The following is a 21,408-nucleotide window of genomic DNA, read 5'->3' on the forward strand; positions in this document are numbered from 1 at the left end:
TCAAAACGACAAGACGGCGGCTTTCGGGTCGCCGTTTTTCATTGGCGGGTGCATTGTCAGCCTCGTTTGTCACGCGAATCCGGAACCAGCCCATGCTCGTCCTGCCGAAAGGCGTCCGCCACATGCCCGGCTATCTCGATCGGTCGGCTCAAGAAGCCCTCCTCGGGGCGGTGCGCGCCGTGGTTCAGGACGCGCCGCTCTACGTGCCGGCCATGCCGCGCACCGGCAAGGAGATGAGCGTGCGCATGACCAATTGCGGTTCGCTCGGCTGGGTCACGGACAAGGAGCGCGGCTATCGCTACCAGGCGATGCATCCGGCGACCGAAAAGCCGTGGCCTGCCATCCCGGAAAGCCTGCTTGCCTTGTGGCGCGAGGTTTCGGGCTATCCACATCCACCAGAAGCCTGCCTGGTCAACTTCTACACCGCGGAGGCCAAGATGGGCTTGCACCAGGACCGCGACGAGCAGGAGTTTGCCGCGCCGGTGGTGTCGATCTCGCTCGGCGACGAATGCCTTTTCCGCGTCGGCCAGACGGTGCGCGACGGCAAGACGGTTTCGTTCAGGCTGAAATCAGGCGATGTCGTCGTGCTGGGGGGTGACGGTCGCCTCGCCTTCCACGGCGTCGACCGCATCTACCCGATGACCTCGGCTCTGCTGAAGAACGGCGGTCGGATCAACCTGACGCTGAGGCGGGTGACGAAGCCGGTGCCCGCGCAATGAAGTCTGCCGGTCGGGGCGTTCGTTGCCAGGGAAGTGGTCCTCGAAAAGCGAAACCACCTTGTCCGAGCGCTATGATCCAGGCGCCAAGCAAGACCATCGGGGCGATCGTGATCCCAACCAGATTCGAAACCACCATGAGCACCGGCAACACCATGGCCAGGGCCAGGAAAACAGGGGTGATCCTGCGGCGATGCGGGTTGAGGCAATCTCTCAAGGCCAAAACCGCGATTGCCGCTGCAAAGCCAGCAAGGTCATAGTTCAGCGCGTATGGCGTGACGATGAAAGTTGCGATCAGCAAAATGTTGGAACGGCCGTGCATATCCGTGCTGCGGAAGAACGCGAATATCGAGATCAGCGCCACCGGTATCGCCACCAGCCAATGGACGGCAAGGGCAAGCTCCCAGGTGGCACCGAGGTTACGCAGAGCACCAAAAGTCGAAGGCAGCATGCTGAGAAACAATCCGCCAAGCTTTGTCATGACGCTGGTCTGATATGGCAGGACATGCTCGAAGAATCCTTGCCACGCCCCACTGCCAAAGACAGCCACCGAGATCGCGACCAACAGGCCTGTTGTTGCACTGGCGCTGATGATCATCAGCCATCTCTTTTCGGCGATCAGCAGGAACGGAAACAACACTCCAAGCTGCGGCTTGATGGTAAGCGCACCAAGCAGAATGCCGGCTAAGATCGGACGCCTGTCCCGCAAGGCAAGGGCGCCGAGAGCGAGTGCTCCGCTCAGATACCCGTTCTGCATGCACCAGAGATTGAGCAGCAACAGCGGAGCAATGGCTATCCAAGCCAACGCGCTTCCTCCTTTCACGAGGACGCTGCCTTCGTTGACATAGGCACGAAAGGCCAGAACAAACGCCGTTCCGGAGCCGATCAGAAAGACGAGCGCCGCGCCCTTGTAGCTGAACAAGCCAAGCGGCCAGACAAAGAACAAATAGTGAGGCGGATAGCTCCAGGCGTGCCATGGGAAATCGGCGCCGAAGGCAGCCTGCAAATGGGCGAAGTAGACGGGTTGCGGCCCAAAGAGGTCGAGCGCCTTCCCTTCCTGGATCAGGCGTCCAGCCATCCAGTAATTCGCGAAATCCTTGTCCGCGACCGACGGATCGATGCCGGGCTTCAGAAATGCGATCGTCATCGAAGTGGCGACACCGGCCGCCAATGCCAAGGACGCGTAGAGGACCAGCCGATAGACGAGGGGTAAATCTTGAAGCCGCTGCATGTCGCCAGAGACCAATGTCGCTGGCTTATAGACGCAGACTTCTTAAAGAACCGGCCACTGCGCCTACAGCTTCCGCAGCGCCACCTCCTCGACCAGGTGGTTGGCGCCCTTGCGCAGGATGAGGTCGGCGCGGGGGCGCGTCGGCAGGATGTTCTCGCGCAGGTTCTTCAGGTTGATGTTGGCCCAGAGGCCTTCGGCGATGGCGCGGGCCGCTGTCTCCGACAGCTGCGAATAACGATGGAAGAACGATTCCGGGTTGCGGAAGGCCGTCTCGCGCAGCCGCATGAAACGCGCGATGTACCATTCATGGATCAGTTCTTCGTCGGCATCGATGTAGATCGAGAAATCGAAAAAATCCGACAGGAATGGCACGAACTTGCCGTCCATCGGCAGCCTGCCGGGCTGCAGCACGTTGATGCCTTCGAAGATCAGGATGTCCGGCCGGTCGATGGTCACATAGGCGCCGGGCAGCACGTCGTAGGTCAGGTGCGAATAGAGCGGCGCGCGCACATCTCGTTGGCCTGACTTGATAGACGATAGAAAACGCAGCAGCGCACCGACGTCGTAGCTGTCAGGGAAACCCTTGCGTTCCATCAGGCGGTCGCGGCGCAGCACCTCGTTGGGCAGAAGAAAGCCGTCGGTCGTTACCAGGTCGACCTTGGGGCTCGACGGCCAGCGCGCCAGCAGTTCCTTCAGAACGCGCGCGGTAGTCGACTTGCCGACCGCCACCGAGCCGGCAATGCCGATGATGTAGGGCGTCTTGACCACGCTCTCCTTGTTGAAGAAAGCCCGGCGCTGGCGAAACAGCATCTGGCTGGATTCGACATGCGCCGAAAGCAGCCGCGACATCGACAGATAGATGCGGGTGACCTCCTCGAGATCGACCGGGTCGTTCAGCGATCGCAGCCTGTCGATCTCGTCCCTGCCGAGCGTCAGCGGCGTGTCAGCGCGGAATTTGGCCCAGTCCTCGGCGGAAAAGAAAAGATAGGGAGAATATTTCTCGGTCGGCGTGAGCTGGTCCATCGAGATCCCCGCCCTTTCCAGCATCAGTCCCGCTCGCCCCGCGAAGCCTTTTCGACAACGCCTGAACGCCCGGTCCGGCGTTCGAGTTCCGCCAGAACATCGTCCAGCGGCACGCCGGCGATACCGAGCACCACCAGCCAATGATAAAGAAGATCTGCGCTTTCCGAAACGAGCCCTTGCCGGTCACCCTTGATGGCGGCAATGACGGTTTCTACGGCTTCTTCGCCGAGCTTTTGCGCGGCTTTGTCCATGCCTCGCGCATAAAGCTTGGCCGTCCACGATTCCGGGTCGCCGGAATGCGCGCGCTCGCGGATGGTCGCTTCGAGATCGGGCAGCGAAAAGCCAGTCATAATAGCCGTTTAGGATCGTTTGGGGAGCGAGTCGAGTCGCATCGGCAAGCCAGCCGCCGCCATATGCTGCTTGGCCTCGGCAATCGTGTAGGTGCCGAAGTGGAAGATGGAAGCGGCAAGCACGGCAGTGGCATGGCCGTCGCGGATGCCGGCAACCATGTGGTCGAGATTGCCAACGCCGCCGGACGCGATCACCGGAGCGCGAACGGCATCTGCAACCGCGCGCGTCAGGGCGATGTCGTATCCCGCCTTGGTGCCGTCGCGATCCATCGATGTCAGCAGGATTTCGCCGGCACCGAGATCGACGATCTTACGGGCAAACTCGACGGCATCGATACCGGTCTTTTCGCGACCGCCATGCGTGAAGATCTCCCAGCGGTCGGCTTCACCGGCTGCCGATACTTTCTTGGCGTCGATGGCAACGACGATGCACTGGTTGCCGAACTTGTCGGCGGCTTCGGCCACGAAAGACGGGTTCTTCACCGCGGTGGTGTTGATCGACACCTTGTCGGCGCCGGCCAGCAGGAGCTTGCGGATATCGGCGACCTGGCGCACGCCACCGCCGACCGTCAGCGGCATGAAACACTGTTCGGCGGTACGGGCGATGACATCGAAGATGGTCTCGCGGTTGTCGCACGAGGCGGTGATGTCGAGGAAACAGAGTTCGTCAGCACCGGCCGCGTCATAGGCCTTGGCGGCTTCCACCGGGTCGCCAGCGTCGACCAGGTCGACGAAGTTGACGCCTTTCACAACACGGCCATCTTTAACATCCAGGCACGGGATGACTCTTGCCTTCAGGGTCACAGGGCAGCTCCCGGTTCCTCTACCGTGGCAAGCAGTTCGGTGAGCAACTGTCCGACCAGCGGCGGCACTTCGGCCTGGGCGTCGAAGGCGGGATCGTAGGCCGAGATGGTGATGCCGACGACCGGCACATCCTTGGCCATGATGCAGGCCGCGCGGCGCAATTGAACCGGATTTGGGCCGCCTTGCGTCGTGTAGCGGTTGGCCTGCAGTTCTTTCGGATCATGCACGTCGAGGTCGATATGCATGTGGGTGCGGGTCGCGCCGGTCGCCTTCAGCTTGGCGACAGCTCCGACGGCGCCGCCGCATTCGGTGCGGATGACCGGCAAGGTTTCCAGCAGCTTCTTTTCATCGGGGTCGAGATCGCGGGCATTGACCAGGACACAGCGCGACGGATCAACCGGCTTGAACCCGGGTATCTCCAGCCCCATCGGTTTCCAGCACAGGCCCAGCACCGTCGACAGCGCCATGCCATCGAGGAAACCGTAGATCGAGGTTTCGGGCGTGTTGAGGTCGCCGTGCTGGTCGGCCCAGATGATGGAATCGGCATCCTCGCCGGAAACAGCACCCGCCGCCGTCAGACAGTTGCCTGCCAGAATGACCGGGAACCGGCCCTCTTCGCGTACGGCGCGCACCTTTTCGGCAACCGCGTTGCACACCGCGAACCCTGTCGCGATTTCGCGCCCCTGTTCGTCACCGACCTTGCCGATGTCTTCCACGTCGACCTCGTGGCCGGCAAGTGTCAGCGCTTCGACCAGCCCGCCGGCGATCAGCGCATCGGGCCCTTGGCCGCAGCCGCCGTGGAAATGGCCGCTGTCGTATGAGGCCAGGATGATCGACAGTTTCACCAGGCAGCCTCCTTGGTCTTGCCCTTCAGGATCGCCAGCGCTTCCGCCGGGTCGATACGCCCGTCGTAAAGCGCGCGACCGGAAATGGCGCCTTCGAGCTTGGCGGCGTCGGGCATGGTCATACGCACGATGTCGGCAATCGAAGCCAGGCCGCCCGAGGCGATGACGGGGATGGACACCGCCTCGGCAAGGTCGATTGTCGAATCCCAGTTGATACCGGTCAGCACGCCGTCGCGATCGATGTCGGTGTAGATGATGGCCGCGACACCCGCACCCTCGAACTTCTTCGCCAGCTCGACGACACCAAGGCTGGAGGCCTCGGCCCAACCTTCGACGGCCACCTTGCCGCCCTTGGCATCGATGCCGACGGCGACCTTGCCGGGAAATGCCCGGCAGGCTTCCTTGACCAATTCAGGATCACGCACGGCGACGGTGCCCAGGATGACTCGGGCAAGTCCGCGATCCAGCCAATCCTCGATCTGAGGCAAGGTACGGATGCCGCCGCCGAGCTGCACTGGATTTCTGGTCGCCTTCAGGATGGCGCCGACCGCTGCGCTGTTGACGCTCTTACCCTTGAAGGCGCCATTGAGGTCGACGACGTGCAGCCATTCGAAGCCTTGCGCTTCAAAGGCGCGCGCCTGATCGGCAGGGTCCTCGTTGTAGACGGTAGCCGTATCCATGTCGCCGAGTTTCAGGCGAACGCACTTGCCGTCCTTCAGGTCGATTGCCGGAAAAAGGATCATCTATGCCCCCTCGACGATGGCAACCTTGCCAACCGATCCGGCCAGCCGATGCTTCAGCGCTTCCTGATATTCCGGCGAATTGTAGCAGGCGAGCGCCGTCTCGTAGGTCTCGAATTCGATGATGACATGTCGGTTGCCGGTCGGGCCTTCCGGCTCGGTGTGACGGCCGGCACGCACCAGGAATCTGGCACCGTATTTGGCAAAGGCCGCACCGTTGGTTTCGATGTACGTCTTGTAGACGTCGAGGTCGCGGACATCGATCATGGCCATCCAGTAGCCCTTCTTGCTCACAATATCCTCCTCACGGCTTCCAGCGCAGGAAATTGGCGATCAAGGCAAGGCCGAGTGCCTGGCTCTTCTCGGGATGGAACTGCGTGCCGGCAAGATTGTCGCGCGCAACGGCGGCCGTCACCCGTCCGCCGTAATCAGCCTCGGCGAGCACCTCGCCCGGCTTCTGCGCATCAAGATGGTAGGAGTGGACGAAGTAGGCATGAAGCCCGTCCTGCCCGGTCGGTATGCCGGCAAACAACGGGTGCTCCTGCTTTACCTCGATGGTATTCCAGCCGATCTGGGGGATCTTGAGCGCAGCGTCGGCAGGCTTGATCTCCTTCACGTCGCCGGCAATCCAGCCGAAACCCTTGGTGACCGTCTTTTCGAGCCCGCGTTCCGACATCAGCTGCATGCCGACACAGATGCCCAGGAAAGGACGGCCTTTGGCGACGGCGACCTCCTGGACGGCTTCCCACATGCCGTCGACGGCATGCAGCCCGGCCGCGCAATCCGCATAGGCGCCGACGCCCGGCAGCACGATGCGATCGGCGCGGCGCACCCGTTCAGCGTCCGCGGTCAGGTCGATGTCGGCGGCAATGCCGGCCTCGCGCGCGGCGCGTTCGAAGGCCTTGGTGGCCGAGCGCAGATTGCCCGAGCCGTAGTCGATAATGGCAACCAGCATGTCAGTGTCTTCCGGGATGGGAAAGTCCAAGCGCCATGCCAGTCTGCACCGAGCGCGCAGGATTGGCGGCAGGCACGATGGTCGGAAGCGGCTCGGTTGGCTCAAACGCGGGTTCCGACGCCTCGTGGCCGAATGCGTAGCGGGTTTCGGCGTCGGCCATATTCTCGGCCTCGACCACTCCCCAATCCGTCCAGCCGGCGCGACGCAGCGCCGCGGCCCGTAGCGCGGCCCCCTCGAAGCCGACGATGAGCGAGACGAGCAGGGTCAGCAGCGAACCGGCAATGGCCAGACCCTGGCTTTCCCCAACGAGAGACAAGGCGCCCAGAACGATGAAAGCCAGTACGGCGGCAAACCAGAGGCGGTGCCACAGCAGCCAGAGCGGCGGCACGATGAAGGCGATCCAGGAAAACCCGTCACGGATCAACCGCGTCCCTTCAGGCCTCGTGCCGAGGCCATCGGAAGGCGGCTCCATGACGATAAAGCTGGCCATGACTAAGATCCGGTTTCGAAATTGATGAGGCCGGGCTGCAAATGAAGAGAAGCTGCGCTCCGATGCTCTCGTAGCGCCGTGTACGCTCCACTTCGGTGCTCGTTTCTCATCATTTTCGCCTCGGCCTGATCAATTTCGAAACGGTGTCTACCCCTGCAGCGAGCCCTTGGTGGAAGGAACCGCGTCCGGCTGGCGCGGATCGCTTTCAAGCGCGGCACGCAACGCCCGCGCGACTGCCTTGAAGCAGGTTTCCGCGATGTGATGGTTGTTGGCGCCGTAATGGTTGGTCACGTGCAGCGTGATGCCGGCATGTTGCGACAGCGCCTGGAAGAACTCACGCACGAGCTCGGTATCGAAGGTGCCGATCTTGGGCGCCGAGAAAGCGACGTTCCAGACCAGGAATGGCCGACCCGATACGTCGATGGCGGCGCGCGTCAGTGTCTCGTCCATGGCGAGATCGATCGAGGCATAGCGCATGATGCCGCGCCGATCGCCGAGCGCCTTGGCCAGCGCCTGGCCGATGACGATGCCGGTGTCTTCGACAGTGTGGTGGTCATCGATGTGCAGGTCACCTGCCGCCCGCACCGTCATGTCGATCAGGGAGTGGCGCGACAGCTGGTCGAGCATATGGTCGAAGAAGCCGATCCCGGTCGAGATGTCGGACCTTCCGGTGCCGTCGACATGAACCGACACGGCGATGTCGGTTTCCTTGGTCTTGCGGCTGATTTCGGCCGAACGGGGCGCCATGACCTCATCCTCGTTACAGGAAAACGAGTGCGTTCTAACAGCATGATCCAGCGATTGCCAGTTGCCAAAACTGTCAGTCGAAACATATGCCTTTCAGAGTCTATTGTGGATGCGGAGTCGGGTTAGGGCGCGTCCCTTTCCGGGTTTGCAAACGGGATGGCGCTGCATACATATGCCGCAACTCAACTCGTAACGCGCCAATCGCCTTGCAAGGGATGGCGCGGAATCGGAGCAACTTATGTCAGACGAACGTTCCATGCATTCCACGACCATCGTCACCGTGCGCAAGGGCGGCAAGGTGGTGATTGCCGGCGACGGCCAGGTCAGCCTCGGCCAGACCATCATGAAGGGCAATGCGCGCAAGGTGCGCCGCATCGGCAAGGGCGGCAGCGTGATCGCCGGCTTCGCCGGTGCGACGGCCGATGCCTTCACGCTCCTGGAGCGGCTGGAAGCCAAGCTCGAGCAATATCCCGACCAGCTGATGCGCGCGAGCGTCGAACTCGCCAAGGACTGGCGCACCGATCGTTACCTGCGCCGGCTCGAAGCCATGATGCTGGTTGCCGACAAGAATGTCTCGCTGGCGCTGACCGGCAATGGCGATGTGCTGGAGCCGGAACAGGGCGTCATGGCGATCGGCTCGGGCGGCAACTATGCGCTGGCTGCTGCACGCGCCTTGATCGACACCGACAAGGACGCTGAAGAGATCGCCCGCAAGGCCATGCAGATCGCGGCCGACATCTGCGTCTACACCAACCACAATTTCGTCGTCGAAACGCTGGACGCCGCCTGATCGTGAGTTCCCCTGATACGCCCAGCTACGGCTTTCGTCCACTGACGCATGACGACATGCCGCTGCTGGCGCGCTGGCTCGTCATGCCTCATGTCGCTGCCTGGTGGGGCGAAAAGGAAGCCGAGATGAAAGGCATCGCCGAGACGATCGACAGCGTCGACACCGAGCCTTTCATCATCGAGCTGGACGGCAAGCCGATCGGCTTCATCCAGAGCTATGATCCCCATCTCGACGAGGGCGACAACCCGTTCCAGGATCAACCGACCGGCACGCTGGGCATAGACCAGTTCATCGGCGAACCCGACCTGATCGGCAAAGGGCACGGCACCCGGCTGATCGCGGAGTTCGTCGAAATGCTGTTCGAGGAAGGCGCACCGCGCGTGATCCTCGATCCAGATCCGGCCAACAAGATCGCCATCAGAACCTATGAAAAAGTCGGCTTCCAGACGGTCCGTCGTTTCAGGACAGAGGGCGGCGGCGAAGCCTTGCTGATGGCCATCGACAATCCAGACGACACGGACGCCGAATGACCACTGCCGGCGCGGACGATCTTCCGTTGCATCAGCGGCTGGCCTGGCCGGCCGGCATTGCCATTGCGGCCGCACTGGTCGCCATCCAGGCACTGACGCTCCATTTTCAAGGTCATCCCGCGATCTGCACCTGCGGCACCGTCAAGCTGTGGCATGGCGTGGTGATGAGTTCGGAAAATTCCCAGCACATCACCGACTGGTATACGCCTTCGCATATCATCCATGGCTTCCTGTTCTACGCACTGGCGAAATTCCTGTTTCCACGCTCGTCGGTCTGGGTCAGGCTTGCCCTTGCGCTGGTGATCGAAGGCGGCTGGGAGATCCTGGAAAACAGTCCGATCATCATCGACCGCTATCGTGCCGGCACGATAGCGCTCGACTATTTCGGCGATTCCATCGTCAACTCGCTGTCGGACACGCTGGCCATGATCGTGGGTTTCGCGGCCGCCCGCTATTTTCCTGTCTGGCTGGTCGTGGCCATCGCCATTCTGTTCGAACTCGGTACCGGCTATATGATCCGCGACAATCTCACGCTCAACGTGCTGATGCTGGTCTATCCGCTGGAAGCGGTCAAAGCCTGGCAAGGCGCCGCATGATGACAGGAAGCCTGTTGTGATCAGCCACGAAACGCTCGACAGCGCCGTCAGCCAGGGCGTGATCACTATACAGCAGCGCGATCGGCTCTACGCGCTGGAACGCAGCGGCCCTTTCAACACCGAAGACGCGTCGGAATCGGCCGAGGAAAACCTGCGGCTGATCGGCGGCGGCAACGACCTTTTCGTGACCCTCGGCACGATCCTGCTGACGGTCGGCTTCTACTTCGTGCTCAACACGCTGCTGCCGGGCCAGCGGTTGTGGATCGCGGCGCTGGTTGCGGTGTTTTCCTGGGTGATCGCCGAGGTCGTGACGCGCCAGCACCGCATGAAACTGTCATCGACGGTGCTCAGCCTGTTTTTCGTCATCTCCTTCACCGTCGCGCTCGGACTGGAGGTCTCCGCGCGTTATCCGATCCAGAAGCCGGAATCGATCTGGCAGCTGCTGGCGCTGCGCCAGCAGATCTCGGGTGCCGGCTACCTCTTCCTTGGCGGCGTCATGGCTGCGGTGGCACTTTATTTCTGGCGCTTCAAGGTTCCCATTCTTGCCGGTGTCTTTGCAATTGCCGCGACGCTGCTCGCCTTCCTGCAGACCGCACTGCTGCTTTACGACGGCGTGACCACGGGTGCCGTTGCGCCGCCGCGCCTAGAGGACATGCCGGAACTGATGCGCGCCGCCCTCTACATGCCGCTGATCTGCGGCCTGATTGTCTTCGGAACGGCCGTCGCGCTGGACGTGTATGACCGCGAGCGCCGCAAGATCTGGTCCGATTGTGCGTTCTGGCTGCATGTCGTGTCGGCGCCGATGCTGGTGCATCCGCTTTTCATCATGGCGACGGGCCAGGATGTCGTGATGGGCCGTATCGAGCCGGATGCGAATGCCACGATCATGCTGGCCATCCTCATCATCGCCTTCGTCTATGTGGCGCTTGCCATTGATCGGCGGTCGCTGCTGGTGCCGACACTTGCCTATTTCGGGTCGCTGGGCATCTATTATCTGGTCAATTCGACAGCCAACAGCACCGGCATTCCGCCCTTCGCCTTGATCCTGCTGGTGGTCGGCGCCTTGATCATAACCTTCGGTGCAGGCTGGCAGCACATCAGGCGCTTGATCGTACGGCCCACGCTCCCCACATCCGTGCTCAACAAACTCCCTCCCATCAAACAAGCGTAGACGTGTAATTTCATGAGCAATTTCTCTCCCCGCGAAATCGTTTCCGAACTCGACCGTTTCATCATCGGCCAGAAGGATGCCAAGCGCGCCGTTGCGATCGCGCTGCGCAACCGCTGGCGGCGCCAGCAGCTGGAAGGCCAGATGCGCGAAGAGGTGATGCCGAAGAACATCCTGATGATCGGGCCGACCGGCGTCGGCAAGACCGAGATCTCGCGCCGCCTCGCCAAGCTGGCGGGCGCGCCCTTCGTCAAGGTCGAGGCCACCAAGTTCACCGAAGTCGGCTATGTCGGCCGCGACGTCGAACAGATCGTGCGCGACCTGGTCGAGGTCGGCATCGGCCTGGTGCGCGAAAAGATGCGCGAAGACGTCAAGGCACGCGCGCATGTCAACGCCGAGGAGCGCGTGCTCGAGGCTCTGGTCGGCAAGACGGCTTCGCCGGCGACCCGCGAAAGCTTCAAGAAGAAGCTGCGCGACGGCGAACTGGACGACAAGGAGATCGAGATCGAGGTCGCCGACACCGGCAATGGCGGCATGCCCGGCTTCGAAATCCCCGGCATGCCTGCCGGCGTCGGCGTGCTGAACATCAACGACATGCTCTCGAAGGCCATGGGCGGCAAGCGCACCAAGATGCGCAAGACCACCGTGAAGGAAAGCTACGACCTTTTGATCCAGGACGAGTCCGACAAGCTGCTCGACCAGGACGAGGTGGTGCGTCGCGCCCTGGAGGCAGCCGAGAATGACGGCATCGTCTTCCTCGACGAGATCGACAAGATCGCGGCGCGTTCCGATGTTTCGGGCGGCCCTTCGCGCGAAGGCGTGCAGCGCGACCTGCTGCCGCTGGTCGAAGGCACCACGGTGGCGACCAAATACGGACCGGTGAAGACCGACCATATCCTGTTCATCGCCTCCGGCGCCTTCCACGTCTCCAAGCCGTCCGACCTGCTGCCGGAACTGCAGGGCCGCCTGCCGATCCGCGTCGAACTGAGGGCGCTGGAGAAGGAAGACTTCGTGCGCATCCTGACGGAGACCGAGGCGAGCCTGATCAAGCAGTACATCGCGCTGATGAAGACGGAAGGCGTCGAGCTGGACTTCACCGACGATGCCATCGATTCGCTGGCCGGCATCGCCGTCGATCTCAACGCAACGGTCGAGAACATCGGCGCGCGCCGGCTGCAGACAGTGATGGAGCGCGTGCTGGACGAAATCTCCTACGACGCGCCGGACCGCAACGGCAGCAAGGTGACGATCGACGCCGACTATGTGAAGAAGCATGTCGGGGACCTGTCGAAGAACACCGACCTGTCGCGCTTCATCCTGTAATCGGGGTTTGCGGAACGAGGAAACCGATGAAATCGCTCATCGCCGAAGCGAAGCGGGTCTATGAGGACGCCGGGCTTGACTGCGGCCATGGCCTGCTACCCCCTGCGGAGCCTGCGGCGATCGAGCAAATTTCATCGGATTTGTCATTGCGCGTCCCCGACGAGCTTCGCGCGGTGTTCGCGGTCCATGGCGGTCAAGACTATATCCCGCCCGGCATCACGGGATTGTTCGGGGAGCATCGCCTGCACAATCCCGCCGAAGTCGTCGAGCATCACAGGATGTATGCCGACAACTACCTCGCAGCGTTCGATTCGATCCCGGCTTTCCCGCCTTCAGTCGATGATCCGGGCCACTGGGTGCCCGATTTGATCCCGTTCGCATCCTGGGACGCCTATTCCTTGTGTATCCATGCGACGCACGGAGACGTGTGGGAGTTTCTGCCGAGTTCGGGGCTCATTCGCCACCGTCCAAGCATCGCGGCCGTCCTGGAAGAAGTCATGGAATCCGTTCGCGCCGGCAACGAGGCGCAACTGGGGGCGATGCGTTGAAGCGGTGGTTCTGTCACAAGACAGCGGCCGGCATTCGGACCTCGAGATGACGGACGCTGCCTTTCCCTCAGCTATCGTCGTTGATTGTGCGGCCGCGTCGGATGGTGGTTCGCTGTGGCTCCAGCTCTCTGTCGATGGACAGATCAAGGATTACGGCCTCAACCGGTCGCTAGCGTCGCGCGGGACCGACCAGTACGGAAGCGTGAGTGGCGAGCACGGCCCGCTTTCAAGAGAGGAGCGGTGGGACCTGCTGCTGATGCTGGATGTGCCTCAACAGGGCATGTGCGCCGGACTTGTTGAAGAGTTCGTGCAATTCCTGAAGACGCCATCTGTCGACTAGAGCGTTTGCGGTGTGGCCAAATGGAAGCAGGGCTAGGCCTTTCGCCGCAATCCCCCACTAAGGGCTCGACTCGCCTGCCCGCTTTTCCTACAGCAAATCCAGCGTGAGGCCTTTTTCGGCGTCGCGGGTTCCCGGATTGCACGATTTCGAGCGGTCGCTGATGAAGAAACTGGTCTCCTTCCTTGTCGCTTCGGCACTGAGTGTGACGATGCTGGCTGCAGCTCATGCAGCGACGCTGGTTCCGCCGGGCAACCGCAATGCCGAGCAACCGCCCATCCCCGGCTCCTCGACCAAGCGCACCAAGGCGACCAACAGTTCGTTCGATGCCAAGTACCGCAAAGTCTATGCGCTGCTGCAGAACGACGCCGAACTGCGCGGCAAGATCAAGAAGGCGGCTGCGGCCTATGGCGTCGATCCCATGCATATCGTCGGCGCGCTTGTTGGCGAGCACACCTACAATGTCGGCGCCTATGACCGCCTGCAGACCTATTACGTCAAGGCGATGTCCTATCTCTCCTCAAAGCTGACCTTCGCCTACAAGGGTGAGGACATCTCCGAATTCATCCGTCGGCCAGAATTCGCAAAATGCGCCAATGAGACCGGCAGCAACGACATCTGGGAATGCCGCGAGCAGGTGTGGAACCGCTCCTTCCGGGGCAAGACCGTGGGCGGCACGAGCTTCCCCAACGACCGCTTCGGCGCCACCTTTTTCCAGCCGTATTATGCCGGCCAGACCTTTGGCCTCGGCCAGCTCAACCCGCTGACCGCCCTGCAGATGAGCGATCTCGTCAACAAGGTGTCCGGGCTGCCCAAGCTCGACGTTAACGATCCCAATGAGATTTACAAGACAATCATGGATCCGGACATGACGCTGCCTTACGTCGCGGCGATCGTAAAGACCTCGATCCAGGCCTACCGCAACATCGCCGGCTTCGACATCTCGCAGAATCCCGGCCTTACCGCCACGCTCTACAATGTCGGCAATCCGGAAGCGCGTGCTTCCGCCCTCAAGGCCGAAAACGACCGCCGCCGCGCTGCCGGCGAGCCGGAAAAGCTGCCGGAAGAGAACTATTACGGCTGGTTGGTCAACGACAAGCTGTCCGAACTGAAGGCGCTGTTCTAGCGGTTGGCCGCTGGAGTGTTTTCGTTTTTAACGGAAACGCTCTAGGCTCGAACTGCTTCAATCACACTGACGGCGGACACCGTCGGTACCACTTGGTTGAGACGAAAGCCGGCCTTGGCGAGAAGGGTTCGATACTCGTCCTCCGTTCGCTCCTGCCCTCCGGTGATGGTAAGCATGATCATGTCGAGCATAAAGCCGGGGTGGGGACTACCATCTGCCGGCAGCACCATTTCCACGATCAGCAGACGTGCGTCCGGCGTCATCGCCTTTCGGATGTTTTCGAGCAATGTGAGGCACTGCCCTTCACTCCAGTCGTGGATGATGTGCGACAGGATGTAGGCGTCACCACCGGCGGGCACGGCGGTGAAGAAATCGCCTGCCTCTATGGTGATCCGATTTCCGAGGCCAGCCTTCTCCAAAAGGCGCGGCGCGTCTCCGACGACATGCGGCCTATCGAACAGCACGCCACGTAAATGATCGTACCGTCCGAGGATGGCAGCCAGCATATTGCCAGTCGCACCGCCGATATCGATGACCTTCTCGAAACCCGAGAAATCATAGGCCGTGGCAACGGCGGGTGGCTCCTCGAAATTCAGGCCGACCATCGTCTCGCTGAACAAGGATGCATCTTCCGGACGTTGCGCAAGATAGTCGAAAAGCCCCATACCCTGCTCGCGTTCGAAACCCGTTCTGCCGGTCTGAACCGAGTAGGCGAGCTGATCGAAGGAGCCCTGGCTCCAGGGACTGCCGAAGGTCAGGAGCGACGCCCTTGCCGATCCCGGGGCGCCGGTCCTCAGGGCTTCGCCCAGAACGGTTAGACCGAATTCCCGCCCCGATCGTTCCAGTATCCCGAGGCTCGCAAGGGCCTGCAGCAAGCGATGCAAGGCGCCGGCATCCATGCGCGTGGCGCCTGCAAGCAGGACGGCACTCTTCGGGCCAGCTGCGAGCAAGTCGGCGATTCCAAGTCTGGCGGCGGCATAGACAATCTTGGAGACCCAGAAGGCGGTCCCCATCTGGATGAGCTGGATATGCGGCGGCAAAGATGTTGAATGTTGGCTGTCCGACAGGGCACCCTCCCCCAAAGAGGCGAATTTCACGATCAGCTAAAGTATCGTCGCATGGGTGTGGCGTTTCCACAATGACGCGTCTTTGATGTGCCAACGTCCAGCCATATGCGATAGGTGACACCGCTTGACTGGCTGACGAGATATGGAATAAATATTTCATACAAGGCCCTTATGGCTGTTTCATTCCGAATTTGGTGCGACCTCATCCGGCGCGCCCCAGCAAAGAGGTTGTCATGACAGTGCGTTTTGGTCTCCTCGGTGCCGGTCGTATCGGCAAGGTGCACGCCCGGGCGGTAGGCTCCAATCCGCAGGCCAAGCTGGTCGCCGTTGCCGACGCGTTCGAGAAAGCAGCTAAGGAACTGGCTGCCGGATATGGTGCGGAAGTGCGCTCTATCGAGGCGATCGAGAAGGCTTCGGACATTGATGCCGTCATCATCTGCACACCGACCGATACCCATGCCGACCTGATCGAACGCTTCGCCAAAGCCGGCAAGGCGATCTTCTGCGAGAAGCCGATCGACCTCGACGTCAAGCGCGTCGAGAAATGCCTGGCCGTGGTCGACAAGACCAAGGCGGCGCTGATGGTCGGCTTCAACCGTCGTTTCGATCCGCATTTCGCTGCCGTGCGCAAGGCGATCGACGACGGCGTCATCGGCAAGGTCGAACAGGTGGTGATCACCTCACGCGACCCGGGTGCGCCGCCGGTCGACTACATCAAGCGTTCGGGCGGCATCTTCCGCGACATGACCATCCATGATTTCGACATGGCGCGCTTCCTGCTCGGCGAGGAGCCGGTGGCGGTCTCGGCGCATGCTTCCGTGCTGGTCGACAAGAAGATCGGCGAGGCCGGTGACTTTGATTCCGTCAGCGTCATCCTGGAAACTGCGTCGGGCAAACAGGCCGTCATCTCCAATTCGCGCCGCGCCACCTATGGCTATGACCAGCGCATCGAAGTGCACGGCTCCAAGGGCATGGTGGCCGCAGAGAACCAGCGCCCCGTCTCCATCGAGGTCGCGAGCGAGAAGGGCTATACCCGCCCGCCGCTGCACGACTTCTTCATGACCCGCTACATCGACGCCTATGCCAACGAGATCGCCACATTCATCGAGGCGACGACCACCGGCAAGAAGGCCTCGCCCAGTGGTATCGACGGGCTGATCGCGCTGAAGATCGCCGATGCGGCGCTCAAATCCGCCGTCACCGGCAAGACGGTCGCGATCAAGGCGAGCTGAACGATGTCGGCGCAATTGGACTTCGCGCTGAACCACATGGCGACGCCCGGGCTGAGCAGTCGGGAGTTCATCGAACTCGCCGCCTCGCTGGATTGCATCGGTGTCGAGCTGCGCAATGACCTGGCCGACAAACGGCTTACCGACGCCGCATTCTTCGATGGTGAGACGCCGGAAACGATCGGCGCCTATGCCCGCTCGAACGGCATACGCCTGCTCGGATTGTCCGAAGTCTATGGTTTCAATGCCTGGTCGGATGCAATGCGCGCCAAGGTGCAGTTGTTGATCGATCAGGCGGGACAGGCAGGCGCTGAATCGATCAGCCTGATCCCGCGCAACGATGCGCCTCACTATGGAGAAGGCGAACGTGACGAGGCACTGCGTCGCTCGCTCGGCGAAATCATGCCCATGCTGGACAAAGCGGGGCTCATCGCGCTGATCGAGCCATTGGGCTTCCCCTCGTCATCATTGCGCCTAAAGGCAGACGCCGTCGCGGCAATCGAAGCAGTCGGCGGCGCGTCGCGCTACAGATTGGTACACGACACGTTCCACCACCATCTGGCGGGCGAGAAGGAATCCTTTCCGGAGTATACCGGCATTGTCCACATCTCGGGCGTCGTCGACCCGATGCTGGCCGCGGAGGAGATGCAGGACAGGCATCGTATCCTTGTCGACCGCGATGACCGGCTTGGCAATATCGAACAAATCCGCGACCTGCTCTTCAACGGCTATAGCGGACCACTCTCCTTCGAACCGTTTTCGCCCGATGTCCATGCGCTGGACAAACCCGTTGAGGCTTTGCGCCTCAGCATGGACTTCATCCGTGACAGTCTCGCCCGAAAGGCTGCCTGATCGCGGGTACTGTGGGCGGAAACCGGGAGGACTGGATGATCACGCCCGATACACGCAACAGCACAACACGCGCCCTGATCACCGGTGGTGCACAAGGCGTCGGACTGGCCGTGGCGCGGCAGCTCATCGATGAGGGCTGCAAGGCGCTGGTGTTGCTCGGCCGCTCGGAAGCCAAAGGCCAGGTCGCCGTTGCAGAGCTGGAGAAGAAGGGCGCGGAAGCGATTTTCATCAGCGCGGATCTTGCTGATCCGGCTGCCTGCCTCGCGGCCGTCGAAGCCGGCGTCAAACGGTTCGGCAGCCTGAACGCCCTGGTCAACGCGGCTGCCTCGGCAGCGCGCGGGTCGCTGGTCGAAACCACGCCCGCCATGTTCGACGAGATGTTCGCCATCAACGTGCGTGGCCCATTCTTCCTGATGCAGGGGTTGGTGAAGCACCTGCTTGCAACCGGTCAGGCAGGCTCGATCGTCAACGTGCTTTCGGTGAATGTGCATGGCGGGCAGTCCTTCCTGTCCTCCTATTCGGCAAGCAAGGGCGCGTTGGCGACGCTGACGAAAAATGTCGCCAACGCCTATCGCCGCAACCGCATCCGCTGCAACGCAGTGCTGCCGGGCTGGATGGACACGCCCGGCGAGGCGGACACACAGGCAAGGTTCCATGGCGCCGGCGCCGATTGGCTCGCCAGGGCCGAGGCCGCCGCGCCGATGGGGCAACTGGTGAAGACGCATGAGATGGCGGGCCTCATTACCTACATGCTGTCGCCCCAGTCCGGCGTGATGACCGGGGCGCTGGTGGATTACGACCAGAACGTGCCGGGCATCATCGGCGAATAGACGCTTCCGCGCGTCAACCGGGCGTGTTGAGCACTCCTCGCGGTCTTACGCTGTCGTTAATCGGGGCAGACGATAAAACTGCCCTGTCCCCGGAAGTCGTTCCAGACCTCCGGATCTTTGCAAATAGTGCGCTCCCCGCTTTGAACCGTATAGCCCTTGAGGATACCATTGGTATCAACCGTCGCGTAAACCTCTGCGACTGCAGTGCCGCCCACGGCAAGGGTAAATCCACAAATCAGTCCCGCTAAAAACCGCCTCATATACCCCTCCCATATTTCGTTCGAGCTAATATTAGCTCGATTGTTGCTTAAGCACTATGCTTAGATCTATGGCCGGCATGCGCGAGGTGTGGAGCCGATTGCGCCTAAGTTGGATCCGCGCAGTCACTACAAAAGCGGACAGACGAAAAAGCCCAACTGAGACGCTACCCGCCTAACAGCGGGCGTGACAAACGCGGCAACTTCGGCTAAAAGCCACGCCATGATCCACCTGACCGCCTCGTTTTGGTACTTTAGCTACGGTAGCTCGCTGGCGGCGGGAGGATTGCGCTCGATCTGAAGATTGCAGCATAAAAATCCGAACAGCCGCCAGACCTGGCGGCTTTTTTGTTTCAGCCGGCAGGTCTCCCAACCAGGAGCAGAAGCCGTGTTGACCACCACAGACGACCTTCGGGTCAAGGAACTCAAGGAACTGAGCACACCCGACCAGGTGATGCAGGAGATACCGCGCACGCTGACCGCAACCCGCGCGGTCACCGCGTCGCGCAATGCGATCCATGCCATATTGACTGGCACCGACGACCGGCTGCTGGTCGTGGTGGGTCCCTGTTCGATCCACGACCCGGCCGCGGCGATAGACTATGCCAACCGTCTGGCGGCGTTGCGCGAAAGTCTGTCCGACCGGCTCGAGATCGTCATGCGGGTCTATTTCGAAAAGCCACGCACCACGGTCGGCTGGAAAGGCCTGATCAACGATCCCGATCTCGACGGCAGCTTCAACATCGACAAGGGGCTGCGGCTGGCGCGCAACGTGCTGGCGGCGGTCAACAATCTCGGCCTGCCGGCGGCGACCGAATTTCTCGACATGACGACGCCGCAATACATTGCCGACCTCGTTGCCTGGGGCGCGATCGGCGCACGCACGACCGAGAGCCAGATCCATCGCGAACTGGCATCCGGCCTGTCCTGCCCGGTCGGTTTCAAGAACGGCACCGATGGCAATCTTCGCATCGCCGCCGACGCCGTGAAATCGGCCGCGCACCCGCATCATTTCATGGCGGTGACCAAGGGCGGACGCAGCGCCATCGCCGCCACCACCGGCAATGAGGACTGCCACGTCATCCTGCGCGGCGGGCTCGCGCCCAACTATGACGCGGCCAGCGTCGAGGCGGCAAGCGCCGAACTCACCAAGGGCGGCATCGCGCCACGCCTGATGATCGATGTCAGCCATGCCAATAGCAACAAGAAGCCGGAAAACCAGCCGATGGTTGCCACCGATGTGGCAGGGCAGGTCGCGGCCGGCGACGAGCGCATCATCGGCCTGATGATCGAGAGCAATCTCGTTGCGGGCCGCCAGGATGTCGTACCCGGAAAGCCGCTTGTCTACGGCCAGAGCATCACCGATGGCTGCATCGACTGGGCAACGACCGAAACGGTCCTCAAGGACCTCGCCGAGGCCGTCGTGCAGCGCCGCGCGGCGCGCCATGCGATGATCGCCAAGCGGCCGGGCGCAGCATAAGCGCAGGCCGGGCGGCGGAATTTTCGCCGCCCAGCCTCTTAGAGCGTTTCAGTTCCGCGGAAACGCTCTAGCTCTTTGTTTTTACGCAATTCCAGACGGAAAACCGTGACGCACTTTTCCTGGAATTGCTCTATCGCACGTCGACCCAGCGCCTTTCCGCGAAAGAGCGGGCCATGGCGTGCACGGTTCGCTCGATCTCCAGCCCCTCGTCGAACTCGATGAGGTTCGCCTCCTCGCCGCGGATACGACGCATCAGTTCTCGGCATTCCACCGTCTTGAGGTCGTTGAAACCCAGGCCGTGGCCCGGTGCCGGAATGAAGCGGTCATAAGGCTTGTGGACGGGTGCGGCCAGGATGGTGCGGTAGCCCTGCTCGGTGGCGCGATCCGAGGTGACGTAGAGCTGGAATTCGTTGAACCGCTCCTGATCGAACAGGATCGAGCCTTTCGAACCGAAGATCTGCACCGCGATGCGGCCCTTGCGGCCCCAGGCGGAGCGATTGACCAGCAAGGTGCCCGAGACACCATTGTCGAGATGGATCAGGCTGCTGGCGATGTCATAGGTCTCGACGGCACGACGTCCACCGCCCGCCACGGCACGATCGGCATAAGGCTTGGCCATGTCGCACATGACACTGGCGACACGACCAAACAGTGCCCTCACCAGTGACAGCGGATGCACGGCGAAGTCGTCGAGCGCGCCGTAGCCGGAAGCAGCGTCGTGCTTCCAGTTGAACAGCGCTTCGGGGGCAGCCATGAAATCCTCATCCATCTCGATGCGCAGATGGTTGATGTCACCGATGGCGCCTTCGTCGAGCAGCGTGCGAATGTGCCGGATCGTCGGGCTCTGAATGTAATTGTAGCCGAGTGCGGCGACCCTGCCGGAACGGTGCGCCGCCGCCAGCATAGCCTCCGCATCGCTGAAGGAAGGCGCCATCGGCTTTTCGCACCAGACATGTTTGCCAGCCTCGAGCGCGGCGATAGCCATCTGCGGATGAAACTGGTTCGGCGTGGTGATCGACACGACATCGACCGCCGGATCCTCGATTAGCGCATGCCAATCGTCGGAGGCCTTTTCAAAACCGAATTCGGCGGCACGCTGCCTGGCCAGATCGGCATTGGCTTCCGCCAGATGGACAAGCCGGACCGGTTCGACATCGCCGAAGACGGTGCGGACGGACGTCCAGGCAAGAGCATGGCATTTGCCCATGAAACCGGTCCCGATCAATCCGACGCCGATCATGCGCGCTCTCCCGTCCATTCGTGCAACGATGCTTTGTGAATTCTTTAGTCCATTTTTATACAGAATGGAATATATGATCCATTTTGAATGGCGTATGACCTGCAAATAGCTATGCTCTTGCGATCGGAGACAGA

The 21,408-nt window shown here is 61.7% G+C and carries 26 protein-coding genes; 13 read left to right on the top strand and 13 right to left on the bottom strand.

The genetic code is table 11. The features are described from left to right. Positions 1–92: 92 nt before the first annotated feature. Positions 93–719: an alpha-ketoglutarate-dependent dioxygenase AlkB family protein gene (locus AC3WTO_RS29195; protein WP_492464535.1), complete on the top strand. Its 627-nt coding sequence runs from the start codon at positions 93–95 to the stop codon at positions 717–719. Here AC3WTO_RS29195 and AC3WTO_RS29200 read toward each other — a convergent pair. From AC3WTO_RS29200 to hisB, 10 genes are all read right to left on the bottom strand, one after another. Then, on the bottom strand, positions 673–1,947 hold the full coding sequence (locus AC3WTO_RS29200) for a glycosyltransferase family 87 protein (protein WP_492464534.1): 1,275 nt from the start codon (positions 1,945–1,947) through the stop codon (positions 673–675). The genes AC3WTO_RS29195 and AC3WTO_RS29200 overlap by 47 nt on opposite strands. A 63-nt stretch (positions 1,948–2,010) precedes the next feature. Continuing rightward, positions 2,011–2,970, bottom strand: a complete 960-nt coding sequence (coaA, locus tag AC3WTO_RS29205; RefSeq protein WP_492464533.1) for a type I pantothenate kinase — start codon at positions 2,968–2,970, stop codon at positions 2,011–2,013. Between the two features lie 23 nt (positions 2,971–2,993). Next, positions 2,994–3,320 (bottom strand): phosphoribosyl-ATP diphosphatase, encoded by a 327-nt coding sequence (locus tag AC3WTO_RS29210; RefSeq protein WP_492464532.1) that lies wholly within the window; start codon positions 3,318–3,320, stop codon positions 2,994–2,996. Positions 3,321–3,329: 9 nt separating this feature from the next. Further along, a complete protein-coding gene (gene hisF / locus AC3WTO_RS29215) occupies positions 3,330–4,124 on the bottom strand; it encodes an imidazole glycerol phosphate synthase subunit HisF (RefSeq protein ID WP_492464531.1) in 795 nt (264 codons plus the stop codon). Next, complete coding sequence (locus tag AC3WTO_RS29220; protein WP_492464530.1) at positions 4,121–4,969, bottom strand: arginase family protein; 849 nt, start codon at positions 4,967–4,969, stop codon at positions 4,121–4,123. Before AC3WTO_RS29220 ends, hisF begins: the two co-directional genes overlap by 4 nt. Then, a complete protein-coding gene (hisA, locus tag AC3WTO_RS29225; RefSeq protein ID WP_492464529.1) occupies positions 4,966–5,712 on the bottom strand; it encodes a 1-(5-phosphoribosyl)-5-[(5-phosphoribosylamino)methylideneamino]imidazole-4-carboxamide isomerase in 747 nt (248 codons plus the stop codon). The genes AC3WTO_RS29220 and hisA overlap by 4 nt, the downstream gene beginning before the upstream one ends. After that, the gene (locus AC3WTO_RS29230; RefSeq protein ID WP_492464528.1) at positions 5,713–6,003 is read right to left on the bottom strand and encodes a DUF1330 domain-containing protein; all 291 of its coding nucleotides are present in this window, start codon (positions 6,001–6,003) and stop codon (positions 5,713–5,715) included. A 10-nt stretch (positions 6,004–6,013) separates the two neighbouring features. Continuing rightward, positions 6,014–6,664, bottom strand: coding sequence for an imidazole glycerol phosphate synthase subunit HisH (hisH, locus tag AC3WTO_RS29235; protein WP_492464527.1), 651 nt, complete (start codon positions 6,662–6,664; stop codon positions 6,014–6,016). A gap of 1 nt (position 6,665) precedes the next feature. Continuing rightward, a complete protein-coding gene (locus tag AC3WTO_RS29240) occupies positions 6,666–7,154 on the bottom strand; it encodes a DUF2628 domain-containing protein (RefSeq protein WP_492464526.1) in 489 nt (162 codons plus the stop codon). Between the two features lie 147 nt (positions 7,155–7,301). Then, entirely contained in the window at positions 7,302–7,901 is a 600-nt protein-coding gene (hisB, locus tag AC3WTO_RS29245; RefSeq protein ID WP_492464525.1) for an imidazoleglycerol-phosphate dehydratase HisB, read from the bottom strand. A gap of 238 nt (positions 7,902–8,139) precedes the next feature. On the opposite strand from hisB, the gene hslV reads away from it, so the two are divergent. The 8 genes from hslV to AC3WTO_RS29285 all read left to right on the top strand — a co-directional run bounded on the left by hslV (position 8,140) and on the right by AC3WTO_RS29285 (position 14,319). Then, positions 8,140–8,691 (top strand): ATP-dependent protease subunit HslV, encoded by a 552-nt coding sequence (gene hslV, locus AC3WTO_RS29250; protein WP_054312621.1) that lies wholly within the window; start codon positions 8,140–8,142, stop codon positions 8,689–8,691. Between the two features lie 2 nt (positions 8,692–8,693). Beyond that, positions 8,694–9,221 (top strand): GNAT family N-acetyltransferase, encoded by a 528-nt coding sequence (locus tag AC3WTO_RS29255; RefSeq protein ID WP_492464524.1) that lies wholly within the window; start codon positions 8,694–8,696, stop codon positions 9,219–9,221. Further along, positions 9,218–9,817 (top strand): DUF2585 domain-containing protein, encoded by a 600-nt coding sequence (locus tag AC3WTO_RS29260; protein WP_492464523.1) that lies wholly within the window; start codon positions 9,218–9,220, stop codon positions 9,815–9,817. Before AC3WTO_RS29255 ends, AC3WTO_RS29260 begins: the two co-directional genes overlap by 4 nt. A gap of 16 nt (positions 9,818–9,833) precedes the next feature. Next, a complete protein-coding gene (locus tag AC3WTO_RS29265; protein ID WP_492464522.1) occupies positions 9,834–10,988 on the top strand; it encodes a hypothetical protein in 1,155 nt (384 codons plus the stop codon). Between the two features lie 12 nt (positions 10,989–11,000). Then, positions 11,001–12,308, top strand: coding sequence for an ATP-dependent protease ATPase subunit HslU (gene hslU / locus AC3WTO_RS29270; protein WP_492464521.1), 1,308 nt, complete (start codon positions 11,001–11,003; stop codon positions 12,306–12,308). A 26-nt stretch (positions 12,309–12,334) separates the two neighbouring features. Beyond that, entirely contained in the window at positions 12,335–12,856 is a 522-nt protein-coding gene (locus AC3WTO_RS29275) for an SMI1/KNR4 family protein (RefSeq protein ID WP_492464520.1), read from the top strand. A 46-nt stretch (positions 12,857–12,902) separates the two neighbouring features. Continuing rightward, entirely contained in the window at positions 12,903–13,196 is a 294-nt protein-coding gene (locus tag AC3WTO_RS29280; protein ID WP_492464519.1) for a hypothetical protein, read from the top strand. A 160-nt stretch (positions 13,197–13,356) separates the two neighbouring features. Continuing rightward, positions 13,357–14,319, top strand: a complete 963-nt coding sequence (locus tag AC3WTO_RS29285) for a DUF1402 family protein (protein WP_492464518.1) — start codon at positions 13,357–13,359, stop codon at positions 14,317–14,319. A 41-nt stretch (positions 14,320–14,360) separates the two neighbouring features. Here AC3WTO_RS29285 and AC3WTO_RS29290 read toward each other — a convergent pair whose 3' ends face one another. Further along, positions 14,361–15,332 carry a methyltransferase gene (locus AC3WTO_RS29290; RefSeq protein ID WP_492464517.1) on the bottom strand — a complete coding sequence of 324 codons (972 nt, stop codon included), beginning with the start codon at positions 15,330–15,332 and terminating at the stop codon, positions 14,361–14,363. A 287-nt stretch (positions 15,333–15,619) separates the two neighbouring features. Between AC3WTO_RS29290 and iolG the strand changes: the two genes are divergently transcribed. Genes iolG through AC3WTO_RS29305 form a run of 3 tightly spaced genes read left to right on the top strand, consistent with a single transcriptional unit; the run spans position 15,620 to position 18,297 of the window. Further along, entirely contained in the window at positions 15,620–16,618 is a 999-nt protein-coding gene (iolG, locus tag AC3WTO_RS29295; protein ID WP_492464516.1) for an inositol 2-dehydrogenase, read from the top strand. A gap of 3 nt (positions 16,619–16,621) precedes the next feature. Then, positions 16,622–17,467: a TIM barrel protein gene (locus AC3WTO_RS29300; RefSeq protein ID WP_492464515.1), complete on the top strand. Its 846-nt coding sequence runs from the start codon at positions 16,622–16,624 to the stop codon at positions 17,465–17,467. A 35-nt stretch (positions 17,468–17,502) separates the two neighbouring features. Continuing rightward, positions 17,503–18,297 (top strand): SDR family oxidoreductase, encoded by a 795-nt coding sequence (locus tag AC3WTO_RS29305; RefSeq protein ID WP_492464514.1) that lies wholly within the window; start codon positions 17,503–17,505, stop codon positions 18,295–18,297. 56 nt (positions 18,298–18,353) lie between these two features. Here the strand turns inward: AC3WTO_RS29305 and AC3WTO_RS29310 are convergent, their stop codons facing one another. Next, the gene (locus AC3WTO_RS29310; RefSeq protein WP_492464513.1) at positions 18,354–18,557 is read right to left on the bottom strand and encodes a hypothetical protein; all 204 of its coding nucleotides are present in this window, start codon (positions 18,555–18,557) and stop codon (positions 18,354–18,356) included. Between the two features lie 385 nt (positions 18,558–18,942). Between AC3WTO_RS29310 and AC3WTO_RS29315 the strand changes: the two genes are divergently transcribed. Then, positions 18,943–20,034 (top strand): 3-deoxy-7-phosphoheptulonate synthase, encoded by a 1,092-nt coding sequence (locus AC3WTO_RS29315; RefSeq protein ID WP_492464512.1) that lies wholly within the window; start codon positions 18,943–18,945, stop codon positions 20,032–20,034. 130 nt (positions 20,035–20,164) lie between these two features. Here the strand turns inward: AC3WTO_RS29315 and AC3WTO_RS29320 are convergent, their stop codons facing one another. Beyond that, positions 20,165–21,274: a Gfo/Idh/MocA family protein gene (locus AC3WTO_RS29320; protein ID WP_492464511.1), complete on the bottom strand. Its 1,110-nt coding sequence runs from the start codon at positions 21,272–21,274 to the stop codon at positions 20,165–20,167. Positions 21,275–21,408: the final 134 nt, after the last annotated feature.

Source organism: Mesorhizobium sp. EU05-FHT14A09, from assembly GCF_058790995.1.

Excerpts from the sequence above, each read along its gene's own strand:
- AC3WTO_RS29280 (WP_492464519.1), top strand. The coding sequence starts at position 12,903 with ATGACGGACGCTGCCTTTCCCTCAGCTATCGTCGTTGATTGTGCGGCC.
- hslU (WP_492464521.1), top strand. The coding sequence starts at position 11,001 with ATGAGCAATTTCTCTCCCCGCGAAATCGTTTCCGAACTCGACCGTTTC.
- AC3WTO_RS29310 (WP_492464513.1), bottom strand. The coding sequence starts at position 18,557 with ATGAGGCGGTTTTTAGCGGGACTGATTTGTGGATTTACCCTTGCCGTG.
- AC3WTO_RS29305 (WP_492464514.1), top strand. The coding sequence starts at position 17,503 with ATGATCACGCCCGATACACGCAACAGCACAACACGCGCCCTGATCACC.
- hisH (WP_492464527.1), bottom strand. The coding sequence starts at position 6,664 with ATGCTGGTTGCCATTATCGACTACGGCTCGGGCAATCTGCGCTCGGCC.
- AC3WTO_RS29210 (WP_492464532.1), bottom strand. The coding sequence starts at position 3,320 with ATGACTGGCTTTTCGCTGCCCGATCTCGAAGCGACCATCCGCGAGCGC.
- AC3WTO_RS29240 (WP_492464526.1), bottom strand. The coding sequence starts at position 7,154 with ATGGCCAGCTTTATCGTCATGGAGCCGCCTTCCGATGGCCTCGGCACG.
- hslV (WP_054312621.1), top strand. The coding sequence starts at position 8,140 with ATGTCAGACGAACGTTCCATGCATTCCACGACCATCGTCACCGTGCGC.
- AC3WTO_RS29290 (WP_492464517.1), bottom strand. The coding sequence starts at position 15,332 with ATGGGGACCGCCTTCTGGGTCTCCAAGATTGTCTATGCCGCCGCCAGA.
- AC3WTO_RS29195 (WP_492464535.1), top strand. The coding sequence starts at position 93 with ATGCTCGTCCTGCCGAAAGGCGTCCGCCACATGCCCGGCTATCTCGAT.
- AC3WTO_RS29275 (WP_492464520.1), top strand. The coding sequence starts at position 12,335 with ATGAAATCGCTCATCGCCGAAGCGAAGCGGGTCTATGAGGACGCCGGG.
- hisB (WP_492464525.1), bottom strand. The coding sequence starts at position 7,901 with ATGGCGCCCCGTTCGGCCGAAATCAGCCGCAAGACCAAGGAAACCGAC.
- AC3WTO_RS29320 (WP_492464511.1), bottom strand. The coding sequence starts at position 21,274 with ATGATCGGCGTCGGATTGATCGGGACCGGTTTCATGGGCAAATGCCAT.
- coaA (WP_492464533.1), bottom strand. The coding sequence starts at position 2,970 with ATGGACCAGCTCACGCCGACCGAGAAATATTCTCCCTATCTTTTCTTT.
- AC3WTO_RS29200 (WP_492464534.1), bottom strand. The coding sequence starts at position 1,947 with ATGCAGCGGCTTCAAGATTTACCCCTCGTCTATCGGCTGGTCCTCTAC.
- iolG (WP_492464516.1), top strand. The coding sequence starts at position 15,620 with ATGACAGTGCGTTTTGGTCTCCTCGGTGCCGGTCGTATCGGCAAGGTG.
- AC3WTO_RS29260 (WP_492464523.1), top strand. The coding sequence starts at position 9,218 with ATGACCACTGCCGGCGCGGACGATCTTCCGTTGCATCAGCGGCTGGCC.
- AC3WTO_RS29285 (WP_492464518.1), top strand. The coding sequence starts at position 13,357 with ATGAAGAAACTGGTCTCCTTCCTTGTCGCTTCGGCACTGAGTGTGACG.
- AC3WTO_RS29300 (WP_492464515.1), top strand. The coding sequence starts at position 16,622 with ATGTCGGCGCAATTGGACTTCGCGCTGAACCACATGGCGACGCCCGGG.
- hisA (WP_492464529.1), bottom strand. The coding sequence starts at position 5,712 with ATGATCCTTTTTCCGGCAATCGACCTGAAGGACGGCAAGTGCGTTCGC.